The sequence below is a fragment of the Paucibacter sp. M5-1 genome (genome assembly GCF_027498415.2).
Classification (GTDB): domain Bacteria; phylum Pseudomonadota; class Gammaproteobacteria; order Burkholderiales; family Burkholderiaceae_C; genus Roseateles_E.
The window spans coordinates 5,863,612-5,878,322 of sequence record NZ_JAPZLM020000001.1; the positions used below are offsets into that span (position 1 = coordinate 5,863,612).

Here is a 14,711-nt window from a genome sequence, read left to right on the forward strand (position 1 = left end):
ATCCCTTTCCCGTCCATGCAGTTCTGGTCCTTGTTTGTCGGCGTGCTGCTGATCACGATGGTGCTGGCCGGCACCTTGCTGGGCCGGCTGCCGCTGAGCAGCGCGATGGTGTATCTGGGCCTGGGCTGTGTGCTGGGGCCGGACGGCATCGATGTACTGCGCCCCGATCCGCAGGCCCATGCCGGCGCGCTGATGCATCTGACCGAGCTGGGCTTGCTGATCTCGCTGTTCGCGGTCGGGCTGCGCCTGGGGGTGCCGCTGCGCGACCGGCGTTGGCGCCTGCCGCTGCGCCTGGCCTTTGTGTCGATGAGCGCGATGGTGCTGATGGTGACGCTGATCGGCGTCTGGCTGCTCGAGCTGCCGCTGGGTGCGGCCGTGCTGCTGGGCGCGATCTTGGCGCCGACCGATCCGGTGCTGGCCTCCGATCTGCCCTCGGACGCCGGCACCGACCCGGAGCGCCTGGGCTTCAGCCTGGCCGGCGAGGGCGGGCTCAATGACGGCGCGGCCTTTCCCTTCGTGATGCTGGGCCTGGGCCTGCTGGGCCTGCACGAGCTGGGCGACGGGGGCTGGCGCTGGTGGACGCTGGACCTGCTATGGGCCACGCTGGGCGGTATCGCGATCGGCGCCGCGCTGGGCGCGGCCACCGGCTGGCTGGTGGTCTATCTGCGCAGCCGCCATCACGAGGCGATCGGGCTCGATGTCTTCCTGGGCCTGGGCCTGCTGGGTCTGGCCAACGGCCTGGCCTTGCTGAGCCACAGCTCGGGTTTTCTGGCGGTGTTTGCTGCCGGCATGGCTTTGCAGCGGGTGCGGGAGCGGCCCCGGCCCGAGAGCCGGCCGCTGGCGCCACCGCTCGACTCGGCCGGCCACTCCTACGACACACTGGCCACCCATCCCCACCATGCCAGCGCGACGATGCGCGATGCGGTGCAGGCTTTCAACACGCAGCTGGAAAAGCTCGCCGAGCTGACGCTGGTGCTGCTGGTCGGGGCGATGCTGGCCTATGCCAAGCCGCTGCCGGCCGCCTGGTGGTTCGTGCCGCTGATGATTCTGCTGCTGCGGCCGCTGTCGGCGCTGGGCGCGACGCTCGGCGAGGGGCTGACGGCGCCGCTGCGCGGGATGATAGGCTGGTTCGGCATCCGCGGCATCGGCTCGGTGTTCTATCTGCTCTATGCGCTGGATGCCGGCGTCTCGGGCGAGGTGGCCGACATCCTGCTGTCGCTGACGCTGTGGACCGTGGTGGCCTCCATCGTGGCTCACGGCGTGACGGCCCAGCCGCTGATGCAGACCTATCTGGCCTGGCGACAGCGCCGACGACGCAAGCCAGCCCCGGTCTCGAAACCCGAGGACTGACGGCCGTGCCGCCGGGGCGGCCTCAGGGGCGAACGGTGATCTCGTTCTTGACCGCCTTGACGCCGTCGACCTTCCAGGCCAGTGCTTCGGCGGTGCTCTTCTCGGTGCTGTTCTTCGCGAAGCCCGACAGCATCACGGTGCCCTTCATCGTCTCGACGCTGATGGCCGAGGCCGCGACATTGGTGTTGTCGACAAAGCGCGCCTTGACGGCCGTGGTGATGGCCGCGTCATCGACGTAGGCGCCGACCGATTGCTGGCCGCGGGTGACGGCGCAGCCGGTGGTGGCGAGCAAGGCCAGCGTGGTCAGGCCGATGGCAAAGGTATGGCGAATGGTCATGAGAATCTCCTTGGAGTGGTGAGGGCAGTGGACTGCGCAAGCTGCGACAAGCCATGACTGCACTGTAGAAACTTCGTCGATATCGGCCCATAGGCGCACAGCGCCAGCCCATGTAGGACGCCGACTACGCCAGGCCGGGCGTTCCTCTGCTAGGCCTGGGCCCAGGGTGATTTGCATACTGAGGCCACTCCATCAACCCTAGAGAGGACGCCTCCATGAACACCAGCTTCAAGATCAAATCTGCACTGCTGATTTCCGCCCTGCTGGCACTGCCGGTGGCCCAGGCCGCCACCATCAGCAAGGACGAGTACAAGGCCGGCAAGACCCGCATCAGCGCCGAGTACAAGGCCGCGAAGGCCGCCTGCACCGCGATGTCGGGCAATGCCAAGGATGTCTGCGAAGAGCAGGCCAAGGGCAAGGAGAAAGTGGCCCTGGCCGAACTCGAGTACGCCCATAGCGGCAAGCCGGCCGACCAGACCAAGGTGTTGACCACCAAGGCCAAGGCCGAGTACGAGGTGGCCAAGGAGAAGTGCGACGACAAGGCCGGCAACGACAAGGATGTCTGCGTCAAGGAGGCCAAGGCCGCCGAGACCAAGGCCCTGGCGGACGCGAAGCTGGGCAAGCAGGTCGGCGAGGCGCGTAAGGACGCCGCCGAGGACAAGCGCGATGCCAACTACAAGGTCGCCGTCGAGAAGTGCGATGCGCTGGCGGGCGATGCCAAGAGCGCCTGCATCTCCGGCGCCAAGGCCCAGTTCGGCAAGAGCTGACCCTCCCTCGCTGATCCTCGCCAGCGGGCGAGGTCGAACCCGTGATCAGCCGATCACGGGTTCTTTTATTTCTGGCGCTGCTCGGACCGCAGATCGAACTCGCGCAGCATCACCGGCTCCAGCGCGCCCTGGGCGACACGGCGCTGCACGGCCAGGGCCAGCTCGGCCGAGAAGGCCTCGAAGGTTTCCAACGGATCCTCGTCCTGCGCGCCGGGGCGGAAGCAATGATGCAGGGTCGCGCGGCTGACGCTGGCGCCTACCTGTCCGGTACCGACTGGAACATAGAAGCGGACGGTTTCCGAAGGCTGGTGAAAAAAAGCGGCGTGGGACATGGTAGGGCCTGCGGTTGACTGCGTGCGGCGCGAGGCCGGGAGTGGTGTTGCCCGTCTGTGCCGGCTTCCCGTCCGAGGCTACCCCTTATTCGTCCGCAGCGTGGGATTGTTTTGCTGCGATGCGGGCCCGGCCGCTCCCGGGGTCTTGTTGTTTATTCTGTATTTCGATTAAGATGGAAATATGGAAGAGCAACAAGTCATCAAATCGCTGGCCGCGCTGGCGCAGGCCGCGCGGCTGCAGGTGTTCCGGGCCCTGGTCGTGGCCGGGCCGGCCGGCCTGACGCCCAGCGCGCTGGCCGAGCATTTGGCGTTGCCCGGCTCGACGCTGTCTTTTCATCTGAAGGAACTGCTGCATGCCGGCCTGGTGACTCAGGAGCGCGATGGCCGCCACCTGATCTACCGCGCCGCCTATGCGCAGATGAACGCCTTGCTGGCCTATCTGGCCGCCAACTGCTGCCAGGGCGAGGCCTGCCTGGACGAGACGGCCGCCGCCGGCTGCGCCAGCTGCTGAATCCCCCGATCTCCCTTTCTTTCCCCCTTCTTTCGCCGAGGTTCTAGATGTCCGACGAGAAGATCTACCAGGTGCTGTTCCTGTGCACCGGCAACTCCGCCCGCTCCATTCTGGCCGAGGGCCTGATGAACCATCTGGGCCGAGGGCGCTTCCAGGCTCACTCGGCCGGCAGCCATCCGGCCGGCGCGGTCAATCCGCTGGCGCTGCAGACCTTGTCGCAGCTGCAGATTGCCAGCGGCAATTTCCGCAGCAAGAGCTGGGACGAGTTTGCGCAGCCGGGCGCGGCCGCGCTCGACTTCGTCTTCACCGTCTGCGACAAGGCCGCCGGCGAGGTCTGCCCGCTGTGGCCGGGCCAGCCGATGACCGCGCATTGGGGGGTGGAAGACCCCTCGGCCGTTGAAGGTTCGGACGAGACCAGGCTTCGCGCCTTCATGGACACGGCCGTGATCCTGAAGCGCCGCATCGAGCTGATGCTGGCCCTGCCGCTGGCCACCTTGGACAAGCTCTCGCTGCAGCGCGAACTCGGCATGGTCGGCACCGCCTGAACCCACCAAATAGGAAGAGCAATGACCGTCCACGTCCTGATTCTCTGCACCCACAACTCGGCCCGCAGCGTGCTGTCCGAGGGCATGCTGAACCACCTCGCCGCACGCCTGGGCCGCGATGTTCGCGCGCACAGCGCCGGCAGCGCGCCCAGCGGGCGCCTGAACCCCTTTGCCATCGAAGCGCTCAACAACGCAGGCATCGACACCGCCGCCTACCGCAGCAAAAGCTGGGACGAGTTCACCGGCCCCGAGGCGCCGCCGCTGTCCCTCGTGATCACGGTTTGCGACAGTGCCGCGGCCGAGCAATGCCCGGTGTTCTTCGGCGGTCAGGGGCAGCCGGTCAAGGTGCACTGGGGCTATGCCGATCCGTCGAACGCCGAGGGTGGCGATGAGGGCAAGCGCCGTGCCTTCGAGCTGACCCGCCAGGCCATCGGCTACCGCATGCTGCAGTTGCTGCTGCTGCTGCCGCTGGAGTCGCTGAGCAAGCCGGAACTGCTGGCGGCGCTGAACGCCATCGCGAAGAGCTGAGGCGCCCCCCATGCATGCAAGCACCTCCCAGAAGCTGCTGGCCGAGGGCCTGGGCACCGCGCTGCTGCTGGCCGTGGTGATCGGCTCGGGCCTGATGGCCGAGCGCCTGTCGGGCGGCAATGTGGCCATCGCGCTGCTGGCCAATACCTTGGCCACGGTGGGCGGTCTGTACATCCTGATCGAGGTCTTCGGCCCCGTCAGCGGCGCGCATTTCAACCCGGCCGTCAGTGCCGTGATGGCCTGGCGTGGCGAGCTGCCCCCAGCCGCCTTGCTGCCCTATGTCGGCGCCCAGCTGCTGGGCGCCATGCTGGGCGCCTGGCTGGCCCATGCGATGTTCGATCTGAGCATCTTGCAGTTCTCCAGCAAGCTCAGGAGCGGCACCGGGCAGTGGGTTGCCGAGGCCGTCGCCACCTTCGGCCTGCTGCTGGTGATACTGCGGGCGCCGGCTTCGCGGGTGGCGGCCATGGTCGCGGCCTATATCGGCGCGGCCTACTGGTTCACCGCCTCGACCTCCTTTGCCAACCCGGCCGCCGTGTTCGGCCGCATGTTCAGCGACAGCTTCGCCGGCATCGCGCCGGCCAGCGCACCGGGCTTTGTCCTCGCCGAGCTGCTGGGCGCCGCGTTGGCGCTGGGCGTGCATCGGCTGCTGCGGCCGGCGACTGCCCGCCAGTCTCCCCGTCCATCTGCCTCCGAGCGCCATGTCTGATCCCCTGTTTCCGCAAGCCAGCTTGCCGGCCCTGCAGCCGGCCCTGTTCGAGCCACCGACCCAGGAGCGCCTGAGCGTGGCCGCGCCGTCCCGGCACCGGCCGCGCTTCCTGCTGCTCTACGGCTCGCTGCGCGAGCGCTCCTACAGCAAGCTGGCCGTGCTGGAAGCCGGCCGGCTGCTGGAGGCCATGGGGGCCGAGGTGCGTGTCTTCGACCCGGCCGGCCTGCCGCTGGTGGATGGCGCGCCGGACACCCACCCCAAGGTGCAGGAACTGCGAGCGCTGGCCCAGTGGTCCGAGGGCATGGTCTGGTGCTCGCCAGAGCGCCATGGCGCGATGACCGGGTTGATGAAGACCCAGATCGACTGGATTCCGCTGAGCAGCGGCGCGGTGCGCCCGACCCAGGGCAAGACCCTGGCGGTGATGCAGGTCTCGGGCGGCAGCCAGTCCTTCAATGCGGTCAACCAGATGCGCATCCTGGGCCGCTGGATGCGCATGCTGACCATCCCGAACCAGAGCTCGGTGGCCAAGGCCTTCCAGGAGTTCGACGAGGCCGGCCGCATGAAGCCCTCCAGCTACTACGACCGCATCGTCGACGTGATGGAGGAGCTGATGAAGTTCACGCTGCTGACCCGCGATGTCTCGCCCTATCTGGTGGACCGCTACAGCGAGCGCAAGGAAGACGCCGAGGCGCTGAGCCGGCGCGTCAACCAGGCCAAGATCTAGAGCACTCGATGAACAGCCCCGACGTGCTCATTATCGGCGGTGGTCAGGCCGCGCTGTCGCTGGGCTATTTTCTGCGCCGCAGCCGGCGCAGCTTCCTGATCCTCGATGCCGAGGATGGCCCCGGCGGCGCCTGGCGCCATGCCTGGCGCTCGCTGCGCCTGTTCTCGCCGGCGCAGTGGAGTTCGCTGGCGGGCTGGCCGCTGCCGCCCGAGCCGGGCCACAGCTATCCCTCGCGCGAGCATCTGCTGGACTATCTGGCGCGCTACGAGCAGCGCTATGAATTGCCTATCGAGCGGCCGGTGCAGGTCGACAGCGTCGAAGCCTCGCCCGAGGGCCTGCTCGTCCGGGCCGGCGCGCGCCAGTGGCTGGCCCGCAGCGTGGTCAGCGCCACCGGCAGCTGGCGCCATCCGGTCGTGCCGGCCTATCCGGGCCGGGCCGCCTATCGCGGCCGCCAGCTGCATTCGGCCCACTATCAAGACCCGACCCCGTTTGCCGGCCAGCGTGTGCTGGTGGTGGGCGGCGGCAACTCCGGCGCACAGATCCTGGCCGAGCTGTCGGAACATGCGGCGCAGACCGTCTGGGTCACCGAACGGCCGCCGCAGTTCCTGCCCGACGAGGTCGACGGCCGGGTGCTGTTCGAGCGCGCCACCGCGCGCTGGCGGGCCCAGCAGCGCGGTGAGCCGCTCGAGGAGTTGCCCGGCGGCTTCGGCGACGTCGTGATGGTGCCGCCGGTGCGGGCCGCGCGCGAACGCGGGGTGCTGACGGCGCGTCCGCCCTTCGAGCGCTTCACGGCCGAGGGCGTGGTCTGGCCCGATGGCCAGGCGCAGGCCTTCGACGCGGTGATCTGGTGTACCGGCTTCAAGCCCGCGCTGGACCATCTGGCGCCGCTGGGCCTGCCGGACCCGGGCACCGGCCGCATCGCGGTGAACGGCACGCGCAGCATTGCCGAGCCGCGGCTGTGGCTGCTGGGCTATGGCGACTGGGTCGGTGCGGCCTCGGCCACCCTGGTCGGCGTGATGCGCAGCGCGCGCAGCACGGCGCTGGAGATCGACGACTACCTGAACCAACTGGACGCGCCGGCCGGGCCGACGCACTGAGGCGGCAGCCCATCGCTGCGCCGCCCTCATCTTTGACTAGATAGATGCTATTGACAACCAAATCCGCGAGGACTACCGTGCCAGCAACTAGTTGCTATCCACAACCTCATGAATACCTCCTCCGCCTCGGCCGGCGAACTGCTGCGCGAAGTGGCGCGGCTCTACACCCGGGCCCAGCGCCTGGTGGCCGACTGCTGCCAGACCACGCCGACCCAGTGCCACATCCTGACCGAGCTGGCTCGGGCTGGTGTCGCGCTGCCCATGTCGGAGCTGGGCACGCGGCTGCTGCTGGAGAAGAGCTGGGTCAGCCGCGCCGTCGAGGGCCTGGCGGCCAAGGGCCTGGTCCTCAAGACCGACAACCCCGCCGATGCGCGCAGCTGGCTGGTGGGTCTGAGCCCGGCTGGCGAGGCACGGGTTAGCGAGCTCAACGGCTTGCTGGACGGCCATGCGGAGCAACTGCTGGCCACGCTTGCAGCCCCGCAGCGCGAAGCGGTGCAAACCGCGCTGCTGCTGCTGCTCAAAACCCTGCGGGCGGATCACAGCGCGATGTGCTGCCTGCCCGCCAGCGAACGGAACAAGGACGGATAAATCATGACGACCCTCCCTATCTCCCTGCGCCAGGCCGGCCCGGCCGACTGGCCCGCGATCAGCGCGCTGCTCGATGCTCATCGGCTGCCGCTGGACGGTGCCCGCGAGCATCTCGCGCACTTCCTGCTGGCCCAGCAGGGCGGCGAACTGGTCGGCTGCGCCGGCATCGAGCGCTACGGCGATATCGGCCTGCTGCGCTCGGTGGCGGTGGCGCCCGGGCTGCTGCAGCAAGGCATTGGCGCCCGCTTGCTGGCCACGCTCTTCGAGGAGGCCCGGCGGCGCGGCCTGCGCCGGCTCTTCCTGCTGACGACGGCGGCCGCCGGCTATTTCGAGCGTCTGGGCTTCGAGCACGTCGAATGCGCCGCGCTGCCCGCCGCACTGCAGGCCTCGGCCGAGTTGCGCGGCGCCTGCCCGGCCTCGGCCACCGCGATGGCGCTGCTGCTGGCCGAGGACGATGCCCCGACCCAGGCTGGCTCCGCCGGCGATCTGCCGGTGGCCGTGCTGGGCGCCGGCCCGGTGGGCCTGGCCGCCGCCGCCCACTTGCTGGAGCGCGGCATCACGCCGCTGATTCTGGAGGCGGGGGCCTCGGTTGGTGCGCACCTGCTGGATTACGGCCATGTGCGCCTGTTCTCGCCCTGGCGCTACAACCTCGACGCCGCGATGGCCAGCCAGCTGCGCGCCGGTGGCGGCTGGCAGGCGCCCCCCGAGGACGAGCTGCCGCTGGCGCGCGAGATCGTCGATCGCGTGCTCCAGCCCTATGCCGCGCTGCCGGCGGTGGCGGCCGCGCTGCGGCTCGGTACCCGCGTGACGGCGCTCAGCCGCGAGGGCTTCGACAAGGTCAAGACCACCGGCCGCGAGCAGGCGGCGTTCGTGATCCGCGCCACGCAGAGCGATGGCCGGACCCTCGAGCTGCGCGCCCGCGCGGTGATAGACGCCACCGGCACTTGGGGCCAACCGAACCCGGCCGGTGCCAACGGCCTGCCGGCGCTGGGCGAGCCCGAGCTGGCGGCTCGCATCGCCTACGGCATTCCCGATGTGCTGGGCACGGCGCGCTCGCGCCATGCCGGCCGCCGCACCCTGGTGCTCGGTGCGGGCCACTCGGCCGCCAATGCGCTGCTGGCCCTGGCCGAGCTGGCGCAGCAGGTGCCGGGCACCCGCCTGGCCTGGGCCACCCGCACGGCCGCGCCGGCGCGTGCTTTCGGCGGCGGCGCGCTGGACGCGCTGCCGGCCCGCGGCCAGCTCGGCAGCGCGCTGCGGGCGCTGCGCGATGAAGGCCGGCTGGAGTTCTTCGGCGGGCTGCGCATCGCCGCGCTGCGCCAGGAGGACGACGGCAGCCTGACCGTGCAAGGGCAAGACCTGACCCTGAGCGGCTTCGACGAGCTGATCGTCGCCACCGGCCAGCGCCCCGATCTGAGCCTGGGCAGCGAGCTGCGCCTGAAGCTCGACCCCTGGCTGGAGTCGACCGAGGCTCTGGGGCCGCTGATCGATCCCAATCTGCACAGCTGCGGCACGGTGCGCCCACATGGGCATCGCGAGCTGGCCCATCCGGAGCCGGGCTTCTACACGCTGGGCGTCAAGAGCTATGGCCGCGCGCCGACCTTCTTGATGGCCACCGGTTTCGAGCAGGCGCGCTCGGTCGCGGCGGCGCTGGCCGGCGACACCGAGGCGGCCGACCGGGTGGAGCTGGAGCTGCCTCAGACCGGCGTCTGCAGCAGCGGCCCGGCCGTGCGCCGTGGCTGCGGCAGCAAGGCCAGTGCGGCCAGCACCGCCTGTTGCGGCTGAAGCGCATGGCGGCCTTGCAGCGCAGCGGCACGGTGGCGGCGCTGGGCACGGCCCAGACCCTGGCCTGGGCCTCGTCCTATTACCTGCCGGCGATGCTGGCCGCGCCCATGGCCGCCGATCTGGGGGTGAGCACGCCCACGGTGTTCGCGGCCTTCTCGATGGCCCTGATCGCCAGTGCGCTGCTGGGTCCCTATGCCGGCCGGGCTATCGACCGCTGGGGTGGCCGGCCGGTGCTGATGGGCAGCAGCCTGCTGTTCGCGCTGGGGCTGGCCGCGCTGGGCCTGGCGCGCGACGGGGTCGGACTGTTCGGGGCCTGGCTGCTGCTCGGGCTGGCGATGGGTGGCGGGCTGTATGAAGCGGCCTTCGCGACCCTGGTGCGGCTGTATGGCCACGAGGCGCGCAACAGCATCACCGGCATCACCCTGATCGCCGGTTTTGCCAGCACCGTGGGCTGGCCCTTGTCGAGCCTGATGGAGCTGCAGTTCGGCTGGCGCGGTGCCTGCTTCGCCTGGGCCGGCCTGCATTTGCTGCTGGGCCTGCCGCTGAACGGGTGCTTGCCCGAGGTCGACAAGCCCGCTGCGGGGCCGAAGTCGGATGTCGCAAGGGCCGCGACGGCGGCCGCCGAGCCGACGGTGGTCGGCTCGCGCCATGCGGCCGCTCTGCTGGCAGTGGTGTTCGCCATCACGATGTTCATCAGCACCGCGATGGCGGCGCACCTGCCGGGCCTGCTGCAGGCTGGCGGCGCCAGCCTGGCGGCGGCCGTGGCGGTCGGGGCCCTGGTGGGGCCGGCCCAGGTGGCCGGCCGGCTGCTGGAGTTCGGCCTGCTGCGGCGGCTCCATCCGCTGCTGTCGGCGCGGCTGGCGGCGCTGATGCATCCGATCGGCGCGGTCCTGCTGGCCGGCTTCGGCGCGCCGCTGGCCGCCGTGTTCGCGCTGCTGCATGGCGGTGGCAATGGCGTGCTGACGATCGCCCGGGGGACCTTGCCGCTGGCGCTGTTCGGTCCGCAAGGCTACGGCCACCGGCAGGGGCTGCTGGCGGTGCCGGCGCGCTTTGCCCAGGCGCTGGCGCCCTGGTTGTTCGGTCTGCTGCTGGCGCGCTGGGGCGCGCAGGCCATGTGGTTCTCGGCCGGGCTGGGGCTGATGGCCTTTGCAGGGCTGGCCGCGCTGAGTGCGGACCCGCCGCAAGAGGAACCGTGACTTTTGCCGACCTTGCGCGATCTTGTGTCGCCGGCCTGCCTGGTATTTGCCCGGGCTTGCTTCCATAGTTTGAACAAGGCGCCTGCGCGTTGTCGGCGGCGTCCGACGCCGGCCGGCGCTGCCCGCCGACAGCGCCGGACCGCCTCCCTGCCTACGATGGAGGCGTCTTTGCGAAGGAGTGCGGACATGACGGGCTCAGCAGCTTCTGCCTCGGTTGGCGCTTGTCGCTGCCTGATGGCTTGTCTTTGCGCCGTAGCCCTGGTTTCGCCGGCGTTGGCGCAGGATCTGTCCGAGCGGGTCGCGCTCGATGGCTCGGTACTCAGACTCAGCGTGAACCAGGGCGAGCCCTTGGCGACCAGCGGCGCGGCGCCGGCGCTGGGTCCCGGCGCCGGCACCTCGACCAGCGCGCGCCAGACCATGGTGTGGATGCGTCCTCGCGCGGGAGCGCTGGGTCTGGGCCTGGGCGTGGAGCAGCGCGAGGGCCTGCTGAGCGCGAACGGCGGCGTGCGCCAGGCCGGTCTGTTGCTGGGCGTCTCGCTCGCCACCGGGCAGCGCTCCGAACTGGTCCTTCAGACCCCGCTGCTGAACGCCTCTCGAACCGTGCCCGAGCCGGGGCTGGTGTCGGCCGACGAAGCCCGCCAGCTGCGCATGGGTCTGGTGTTCGACAGCCGCAAGCCCTACGAGGATCTGCGCCGCGGCGTGCGCGTCGAGCTCAGCGGCCAGACCACCGTGTCCTTCAAGCCGCGCGGCGGCCGCATCGGCGTCACGGTGCAAAGCCGCTGGTGACACGGCCCCCCCCGGGCGTGCAGCGGTCGGCCTTGTCCTACAGCAGGAAGCGGCGCGCCGATATAGCCGGCCCGGCCGGGCTCGACCAAGATCGGTGCATGGGCCATCGCGGTGGTGTCCCAGGCATTCATCAAGGAGCAGCCCCATGATCAGCAAACGCATAGGCATCGTCTCGGCCCTGCTGGCCGGCATCGCGCTGTGGCGCCGCCAGGCCCGCCGCCAGCAGCAGCACGCTGCGGTGGCCGGCAGCCCCGTCAAGCCCCAGGAAGTCAATACCTGGGAAGGCGAGGGTGGCGCCTTGCGCGGCAGTGGCAGCCAGCTCGGCCCGGCTCCCTCGCAATGAGCCCCGAACGCCCGCGCCAGCGCGACGTGAACGCGCTGTTTGCCGAGCTGCGCGCCGCCAATGAAGAGTGCTTCGATGCGCTGCGGCAAACGCCGTCCGAGAGGGTCGCGCAGGCGCAGCGCCAACTGCTGCTGGCGCTGGAACTGAGCTGGCGGCTGGAGGAGTTGGTGCTGCTTCCGGCGCTGCGCCGCAGCGGCCTCAATACCGCCGAGATCGAGCAGGAGATGCTGGTTCTGCGCGAGGCGGCCGACATGCTGGCCAGCGATGCGCTCGATGCCTCGGCCGCCCATATCGTGCTGGGCGCGATCGAGGGCATCGCGATGCTGCGCGCCAAGCGCATCGGCACTGCGCTGGCCTCGGCGACCCAGGCCGGGCCGCTCGACAATGCCCGGCTTGCCGACGAATTCCAGCAGATGCTGGAGCGCTGGCGAGGCGAGCTGCGCGGCGATCCGCAGAGCCCGCCGGGCTCGCGGCCGCACTGAGACCCGGGGCTCAGCCGGCGCCGGTCCGCCCGGGCCGCCGAAGCAGCAGCAGTGCCAGCCACTGCGGCCGCCAGCTCAGCGTGAAGGCGATCAGCAGGGCCGCGCCGGCCAGGGTCATCACCCAGACCAGCGAGGCCATCGAGACATGGTCGACGCTCAGGCACAGCCCCAGCGAGCCCAGCAGGCCGGCAGCGCCCAGCAGGCGCAGGCCGCCCACGGTGGCGGGCGTGAGCGGCCTGGCGCCGCACACCTGCTGCCAATGCACCTCCATGGCCAGCGCCAACCAGCCCAGGCCGGCCACGGTGGCGGCCAGCGCCGCCAGCAGCATCAGGGGCTCACGCATGGGCGGCCTCCGCCACAGGGCTGCTGCTGGCCAGGCGCGCGCGTCGGCCGAGCCGGCGCGCCGCCAGCACGGCCAGCGCGGCGCTGGCCAGCAGCGCCAGATCGACGCCGGCCACCGGCCAGTAAGCGCGGCCCAAGGTGCTCAGCAGATGATCGCCGGTGCTGGCCCAGTTCAGCAGCACGGCAGTGATCGCCAGGGCGGCCACCGCCCAGCACTGCTCGCCCCAGGCCGGCGCGATGCGGCCCTCGGACACCGGCGCCGTGCGCCACAGCGCATGGGCAAAAGCCAGCAGCCAGGCGCCCCAGAAGCCGTACTGCTCCCAGTCGCCGCGCGCCGGCAGATCGCCGGGCAGCAGGCGGTTGGCGATCAGCACGGCCATGGTGGCGATCAGCATGCCGGTCACCGTGGTGACGGCCAGCGCATCGACCCAGCGTGCGCCGCTGAGCCCTTGCTTGGCATGCTGGCGCTTGCGCTTCTCGACGAAGAAGATGAAGCCCGTGGCGATGCAGACGCAGCCCGACAGCCCGCCCAGCACATAAAGCCAGCGCAGCAGCCAGTGGCGGAAGTGCTGCAGATGCAGGCCAGTCAGGAAGTTGTTGATGCCGGCCACCGCGGTGACCGGCGGATCCTCGCGTATCAGCGCGCCGCTGCTGCCCTTGAAGTGCATGCCCTCGCCGGTCAGCGTGACCCGGTCGGTGCCGGCGCGGTAGATGCTGACATAGGCATTGGCGTCGCCGACATGCTGCACGCTCAGGAAGCCGACCTCGCCGGCCATGCCCTTGGCGGCCCAGCGGCGCTGGGCCTCGGCCACCATCGCGTCGACCGAGGCCAACGCCGCCGGCTGGCCGGCGCGCTGGGCCGGCAGACCGGTTTCCATCGCCTCGTGCTGCTCATGCAGCTCGTGCAGCGGTTCCAGCTGGGTATGGGTGACCGGGAAATAGATGCCGCCGAAGATCACCAGCCCCGACAGCGCGAAGATGAAGTGGAAGGGCAGGGCGACGACGCCGGTCAGGTTGTGCAGGTCCAGCGCGCTGCGCTGGGTGTGCTTTTTCGGCCGGAAGGTGAACAGCTCGCGGAAGATCTTGCGGTGCATCACGACGCCGCTGACCAGGGCCACCAGCATGATCAGCGCGGCGAAGCCGACGATCCAGGTGCCGAGGTTTTTCCAGTGCAGGTTCAGGCTGTAGTGCAGCGGGTAGAAGAACTGGCTGCCGATCTTCAGATGGTCTTGCGGCAGTGGGCGGCCGTCGCGCGGATCGATGGTCAGGCTGCCCCAGACCACATCGTCGGCCTGCTTGGCATGGGGCAGCACAAAGCTGGTGAAGACGCTGAGCACCGGGTCGCGGTGCGTGGTGTAGGCGCCCCAGCTGTTGACGACCGGGAAGCTGTCGGCCATCGGCCCGTTGACGCGCTCTCGGGCGGCCTCGATGTTCGCGGCGTCGGGCTTGGTCATGGCCTTGAACACCGGCTGCAGCACCCGGTCGAACGAAGGCATCGGTTGCGGCGCGAAGCGCGATTCGGGGATCGCCCAGCGGTCGATCTCGCGATCGAACACCGACAGCGAGCCGAAGAAGAACACCACCATCAGCACAAAGCCCAGCACCAGGCCGAACCAGGTGTGCAGCCAGGCCATGGTGAGCCGGAAGTTCTGGAACACGGGTCTTACTCCTTGGGTCAGGGATTCAGAGCAGCGCGCGCTGGACCAGCCAGGCCGCCGCAGTCATCAGCGCGCCGCCACCCGCCAGCACGCCCCAGACGCGGGCCAGGCTGCGGGCCGCGAAGGCCCACAGAAACAGCCCGAGGAAGAGAAGGAAGGCCAGCATATAGCTGAGCGACTCGGCATCGTGGAAAGGCATGCCGGCCGCGAACATCGACGCGATGAACAGCGCGACAAAGCCCCAGCAGAAGGCATAGCCGCCCAGCATCGCCGCCGCGATGCGGGCGACGATGTGCAGGCGGGCGATGGCGTGGGGACGCCAGGACTTCTGGGGGCTCATCAGCGGACAACTCCAGCGGGAATCAGGGGCGGGCAACGAGGGTGGGCGCGCTGCCGGGGCAGAGGCGCATCCACTGTCGGGGGATTTCCGTGGCTGGCGATGGCTGGCGCGTCGGGCGGGCGGTCGCGCGCAGCGAGACCGCAAGAAGCGTAATCTTAATTGAGAATGATTCCCGTTATTGAATTGGCCCGTCTATCCGGTGATGCTGATGCAACGGCCGTGCGCTCTGCAAACGCTTGTCAGTCTCGCTCAATACTGTATATTTACACAGTACTGAGCGAGGGCCATCTCGCCAGC

19 protein-coding genes are annotated in these 14,711 nt (G+C 69.9%); 14 read left to right on the forward strand and 5 right to left on the reverse strand.

Features of this window, described 5'->3' with window-relative positions; translation table 11 throughout:
• The first annotated feature begins 15 nt into the window (after positions 1–15).
• Entirely contained in the window at positions 16–1,350 is a 1,335-nt protein-coding gene (locus O5M90_RS27690; protein ID WP_269840768.1) for a cation:proton antiporter, read from the forward strand.
• A gap of 22 nt (positions 1,351–1,372) precedes the next feature.
• On the opposite strand, the gene O5M90_RS27695 is transcribed toward O5M90_RS27690, so the two are convergent.
• Positions 1,373–1,687, reverse strand: a complete 315-nt coding sequence (locus O5M90_RS27695; RefSeq protein WP_137942396.1) for a BON domain-containing protein — start codon at positions 1,685–1,687, stop codon at positions 1,373–1,375.
• Between the two features lie 215 nt (positions 1,688–1,902).
• Between O5M90_RS27695 and O5M90_RS27700 the strand changes: the two genes are divergently transcribed.
• On the forward strand, positions 1,903–2,454 hold the full coding sequence (locus O5M90_RS27700; protein ID WP_269840767.1) for a hypothetical protein: 552 nt from the start codon (positions 1,903–1,905) through the stop codon (positions 2,452–2,454).
• A gap of 65 nt (positions 2,455–2,519) precedes the next feature.
• Here O5M90_RS27700 and O5M90_RS27705 read toward each other — a convergent pair whose 3' ends face one another.
• Positions 2,520–2,786, reverse strand: coding sequence for a hypothetical protein (locus O5M90_RS27705; RefSeq protein WP_262968077.1), 267 nt, complete (start codon positions 2,784–2,786; stop codon positions 2,520–2,522).
• Between the two features lie 181 nt (positions 2,787–2,967).
• Between O5M90_RS27705 and O5M90_RS27710 the strand changes: the two genes are divergently transcribed.
• The 12 genes from O5M90_RS27710 to O5M90_RS27765 all read left to right on the forward strand — a co-directional run bounded on the left by O5M90_RS27710 (position 2,968) and on the right by O5M90_RS27765 (position 12,074).
• On the forward strand, positions 2,968–3,297 hold the full coding sequence (locus O5M90_RS27710; protein WP_269840765.1) for an ArsR/SmtB family transcription factor: 330 nt from the start codon (positions 2,968–2,970) through the stop codon (positions 3,295–3,297).
• A 47-nt stretch (positions 3,298–3,344) separates the two neighbouring features.
• On the forward strand, positions 3,345–3,842 hold the full coding sequence (locus O5M90_RS27715; RefSeq protein WP_137942400.1) for an arsenate reductase ArsC: 498 nt from the start codon (positions 3,345–3,347) through the stop codon (positions 3,840–3,842).
• A gap of 21 nt (positions 3,843–3,863) precedes the next feature.
• On the forward strand, positions 3,864–4,370 hold the full coding sequence (locus tag O5M90_RS27720; protein ID WP_269840764.1) for an arsenate reductase ArsC: 507 nt from the start codon (positions 3,864–3,866) through the stop codon (positions 4,368–4,370).
• A 10-nt stretch (positions 4,371–4,380) separates the two neighbouring features.
• On the forward strand, positions 4,381–5,076 hold the full coding sequence (locus tag O5M90_RS27725) for an aquaporin (protein ID WP_269840763.1): 696 nt from the start codon (positions 4,381–4,383) through the stop codon (positions 5,074–5,076).
• Positions 5,069–5,800 carry an arsenical resistance protein ArsH gene (arsH, locus tag O5M90_RS27730; protein WP_269840762.1) on the forward strand — a complete coding sequence of 244 codons (732 nt, stop codon included), beginning with the start codon at positions 5,069–5,071 and terminating at the stop codon, positions 5,798–5,800. Before O5M90_RS27725 ends, arsH begins: the two co-directional genes overlap by 8 nt.
• A gap of 8 nt (positions 5,801–5,808) precedes the next feature.
• A complete protein-coding gene (locus O5M90_RS27735; protein WP_269840761.1) occupies positions 5,809–6,897 on the forward strand; it encodes an ArsO family NAD(P)H-dependent flavin-containing monooxygenase in 1,089 nt (362 codons plus the stop codon).
• Between the two features lie 108 nt (positions 6,898–7,005).
• On the forward strand, positions 7,006–7,485 hold the full coding sequence (locus O5M90_RS27740; protein WP_269840760.1) for a MarR family winged helix-turn-helix transcriptional regulator: 480 nt from the start codon (positions 7,006–7,008) through the stop codon (positions 7,483–7,485).
• Between the two features lie 3 nt (positions 7,486–7,488).
• The gene (arsN2, locus tag O5M90_RS27745) at positions 7,489–9,267 is read left to right on the forward strand and encodes an arsenic resistance N-acetyltransferase ArsN2 (protein ID WP_332909502.1); all 1,779 of its coding nucleotides are present in this window, start codon (positions 7,489–7,491) and stop codon (positions 9,265–9,267) included.
• 5 nt (positions 9,268–9,272) lie between these two features.
• The gene (locus O5M90_RS27750) at positions 9,273–10,463 is read left to right on the forward strand and encodes an MFS transporter (protein WP_269841091.1); all 1,191 of its coding nucleotides are present in this window, start codon (positions 9,273–9,275) and stop codon (positions 10,461–10,463) included.
• Between the two features lie 273 nt (positions 10,464–10,736).
• Entirely contained in the window at positions 10,737–11,249 is a 513-nt protein-coding gene (locus O5M90_RS27755; RefSeq protein ID WP_269840759.1) for a hypothetical protein, read from the forward strand.
• A 145-nt stretch (positions 11,250–11,394) separates the two neighbouring features.
• Positions 11,395–11,592, forward strand: a complete 198-nt coding sequence (locus tag O5M90_RS27760) for a hypothetical protein (RefSeq protein ID WP_269840758.1) — start codon at positions 11,395–11,397, stop codon at positions 11,590–11,592.
• The gene (locus tag O5M90_RS27765) at positions 11,589–12,074 is read left to right on the forward strand and encodes a hypothetical protein (protein WP_137942409.1); all 486 of its coding nucleotides are present in this window, start codon (positions 11,589–11,591) and stop codon (positions 12,072–12,074) included. Before O5M90_RS27760 ends, O5M90_RS27765 begins: the two co-directional genes overlap by 4 nt.
• Positions 12,075–12,084: 10 nt before the next feature.
• Here the strand turns inward: O5M90_RS27765 and O5M90_RS27770 are convergent, their stop codons facing one another.
• The 3 genes from O5M90_RS27770 to O5M90_RS27780 are packed head-to-tail and all read right to left on the reverse strand — an operon-like array spanning position 12,085 to position 14,414.
• Positions 12,085–12,417, reverse strand: coding sequence for a DUF3325 family protein (locus tag O5M90_RS27770; protein WP_269840757.1), 333 nt, complete (start codon positions 12,415–12,417; stop codon positions 12,085–12,087).
• Positions 12,410–14,074, reverse strand: a complete 1,665-nt coding sequence (locus O5M90_RS27775) for a PepSY-associated TM helix domain-containing protein (protein WP_269840756.1) — start codon at positions 14,072–14,074, stop codon at positions 12,410–12,412. The genes O5M90_RS27770 and O5M90_RS27775 overlap by 8 nt, the downstream gene beginning before the upstream one ends.
• Before the next feature lie 25 nt (positions 14,075–14,099).
• Complete coding sequence (locus O5M90_RS27780; RefSeq protein ID WP_269840755.1) at positions 14,100–14,414, reverse strand: iron uptake protein; 315 nt, start codon at positions 14,412–14,414, stop codon at positions 14,100–14,102.
• Positions 14,415–14,711 lie beyond the last annotated feature (297 nt).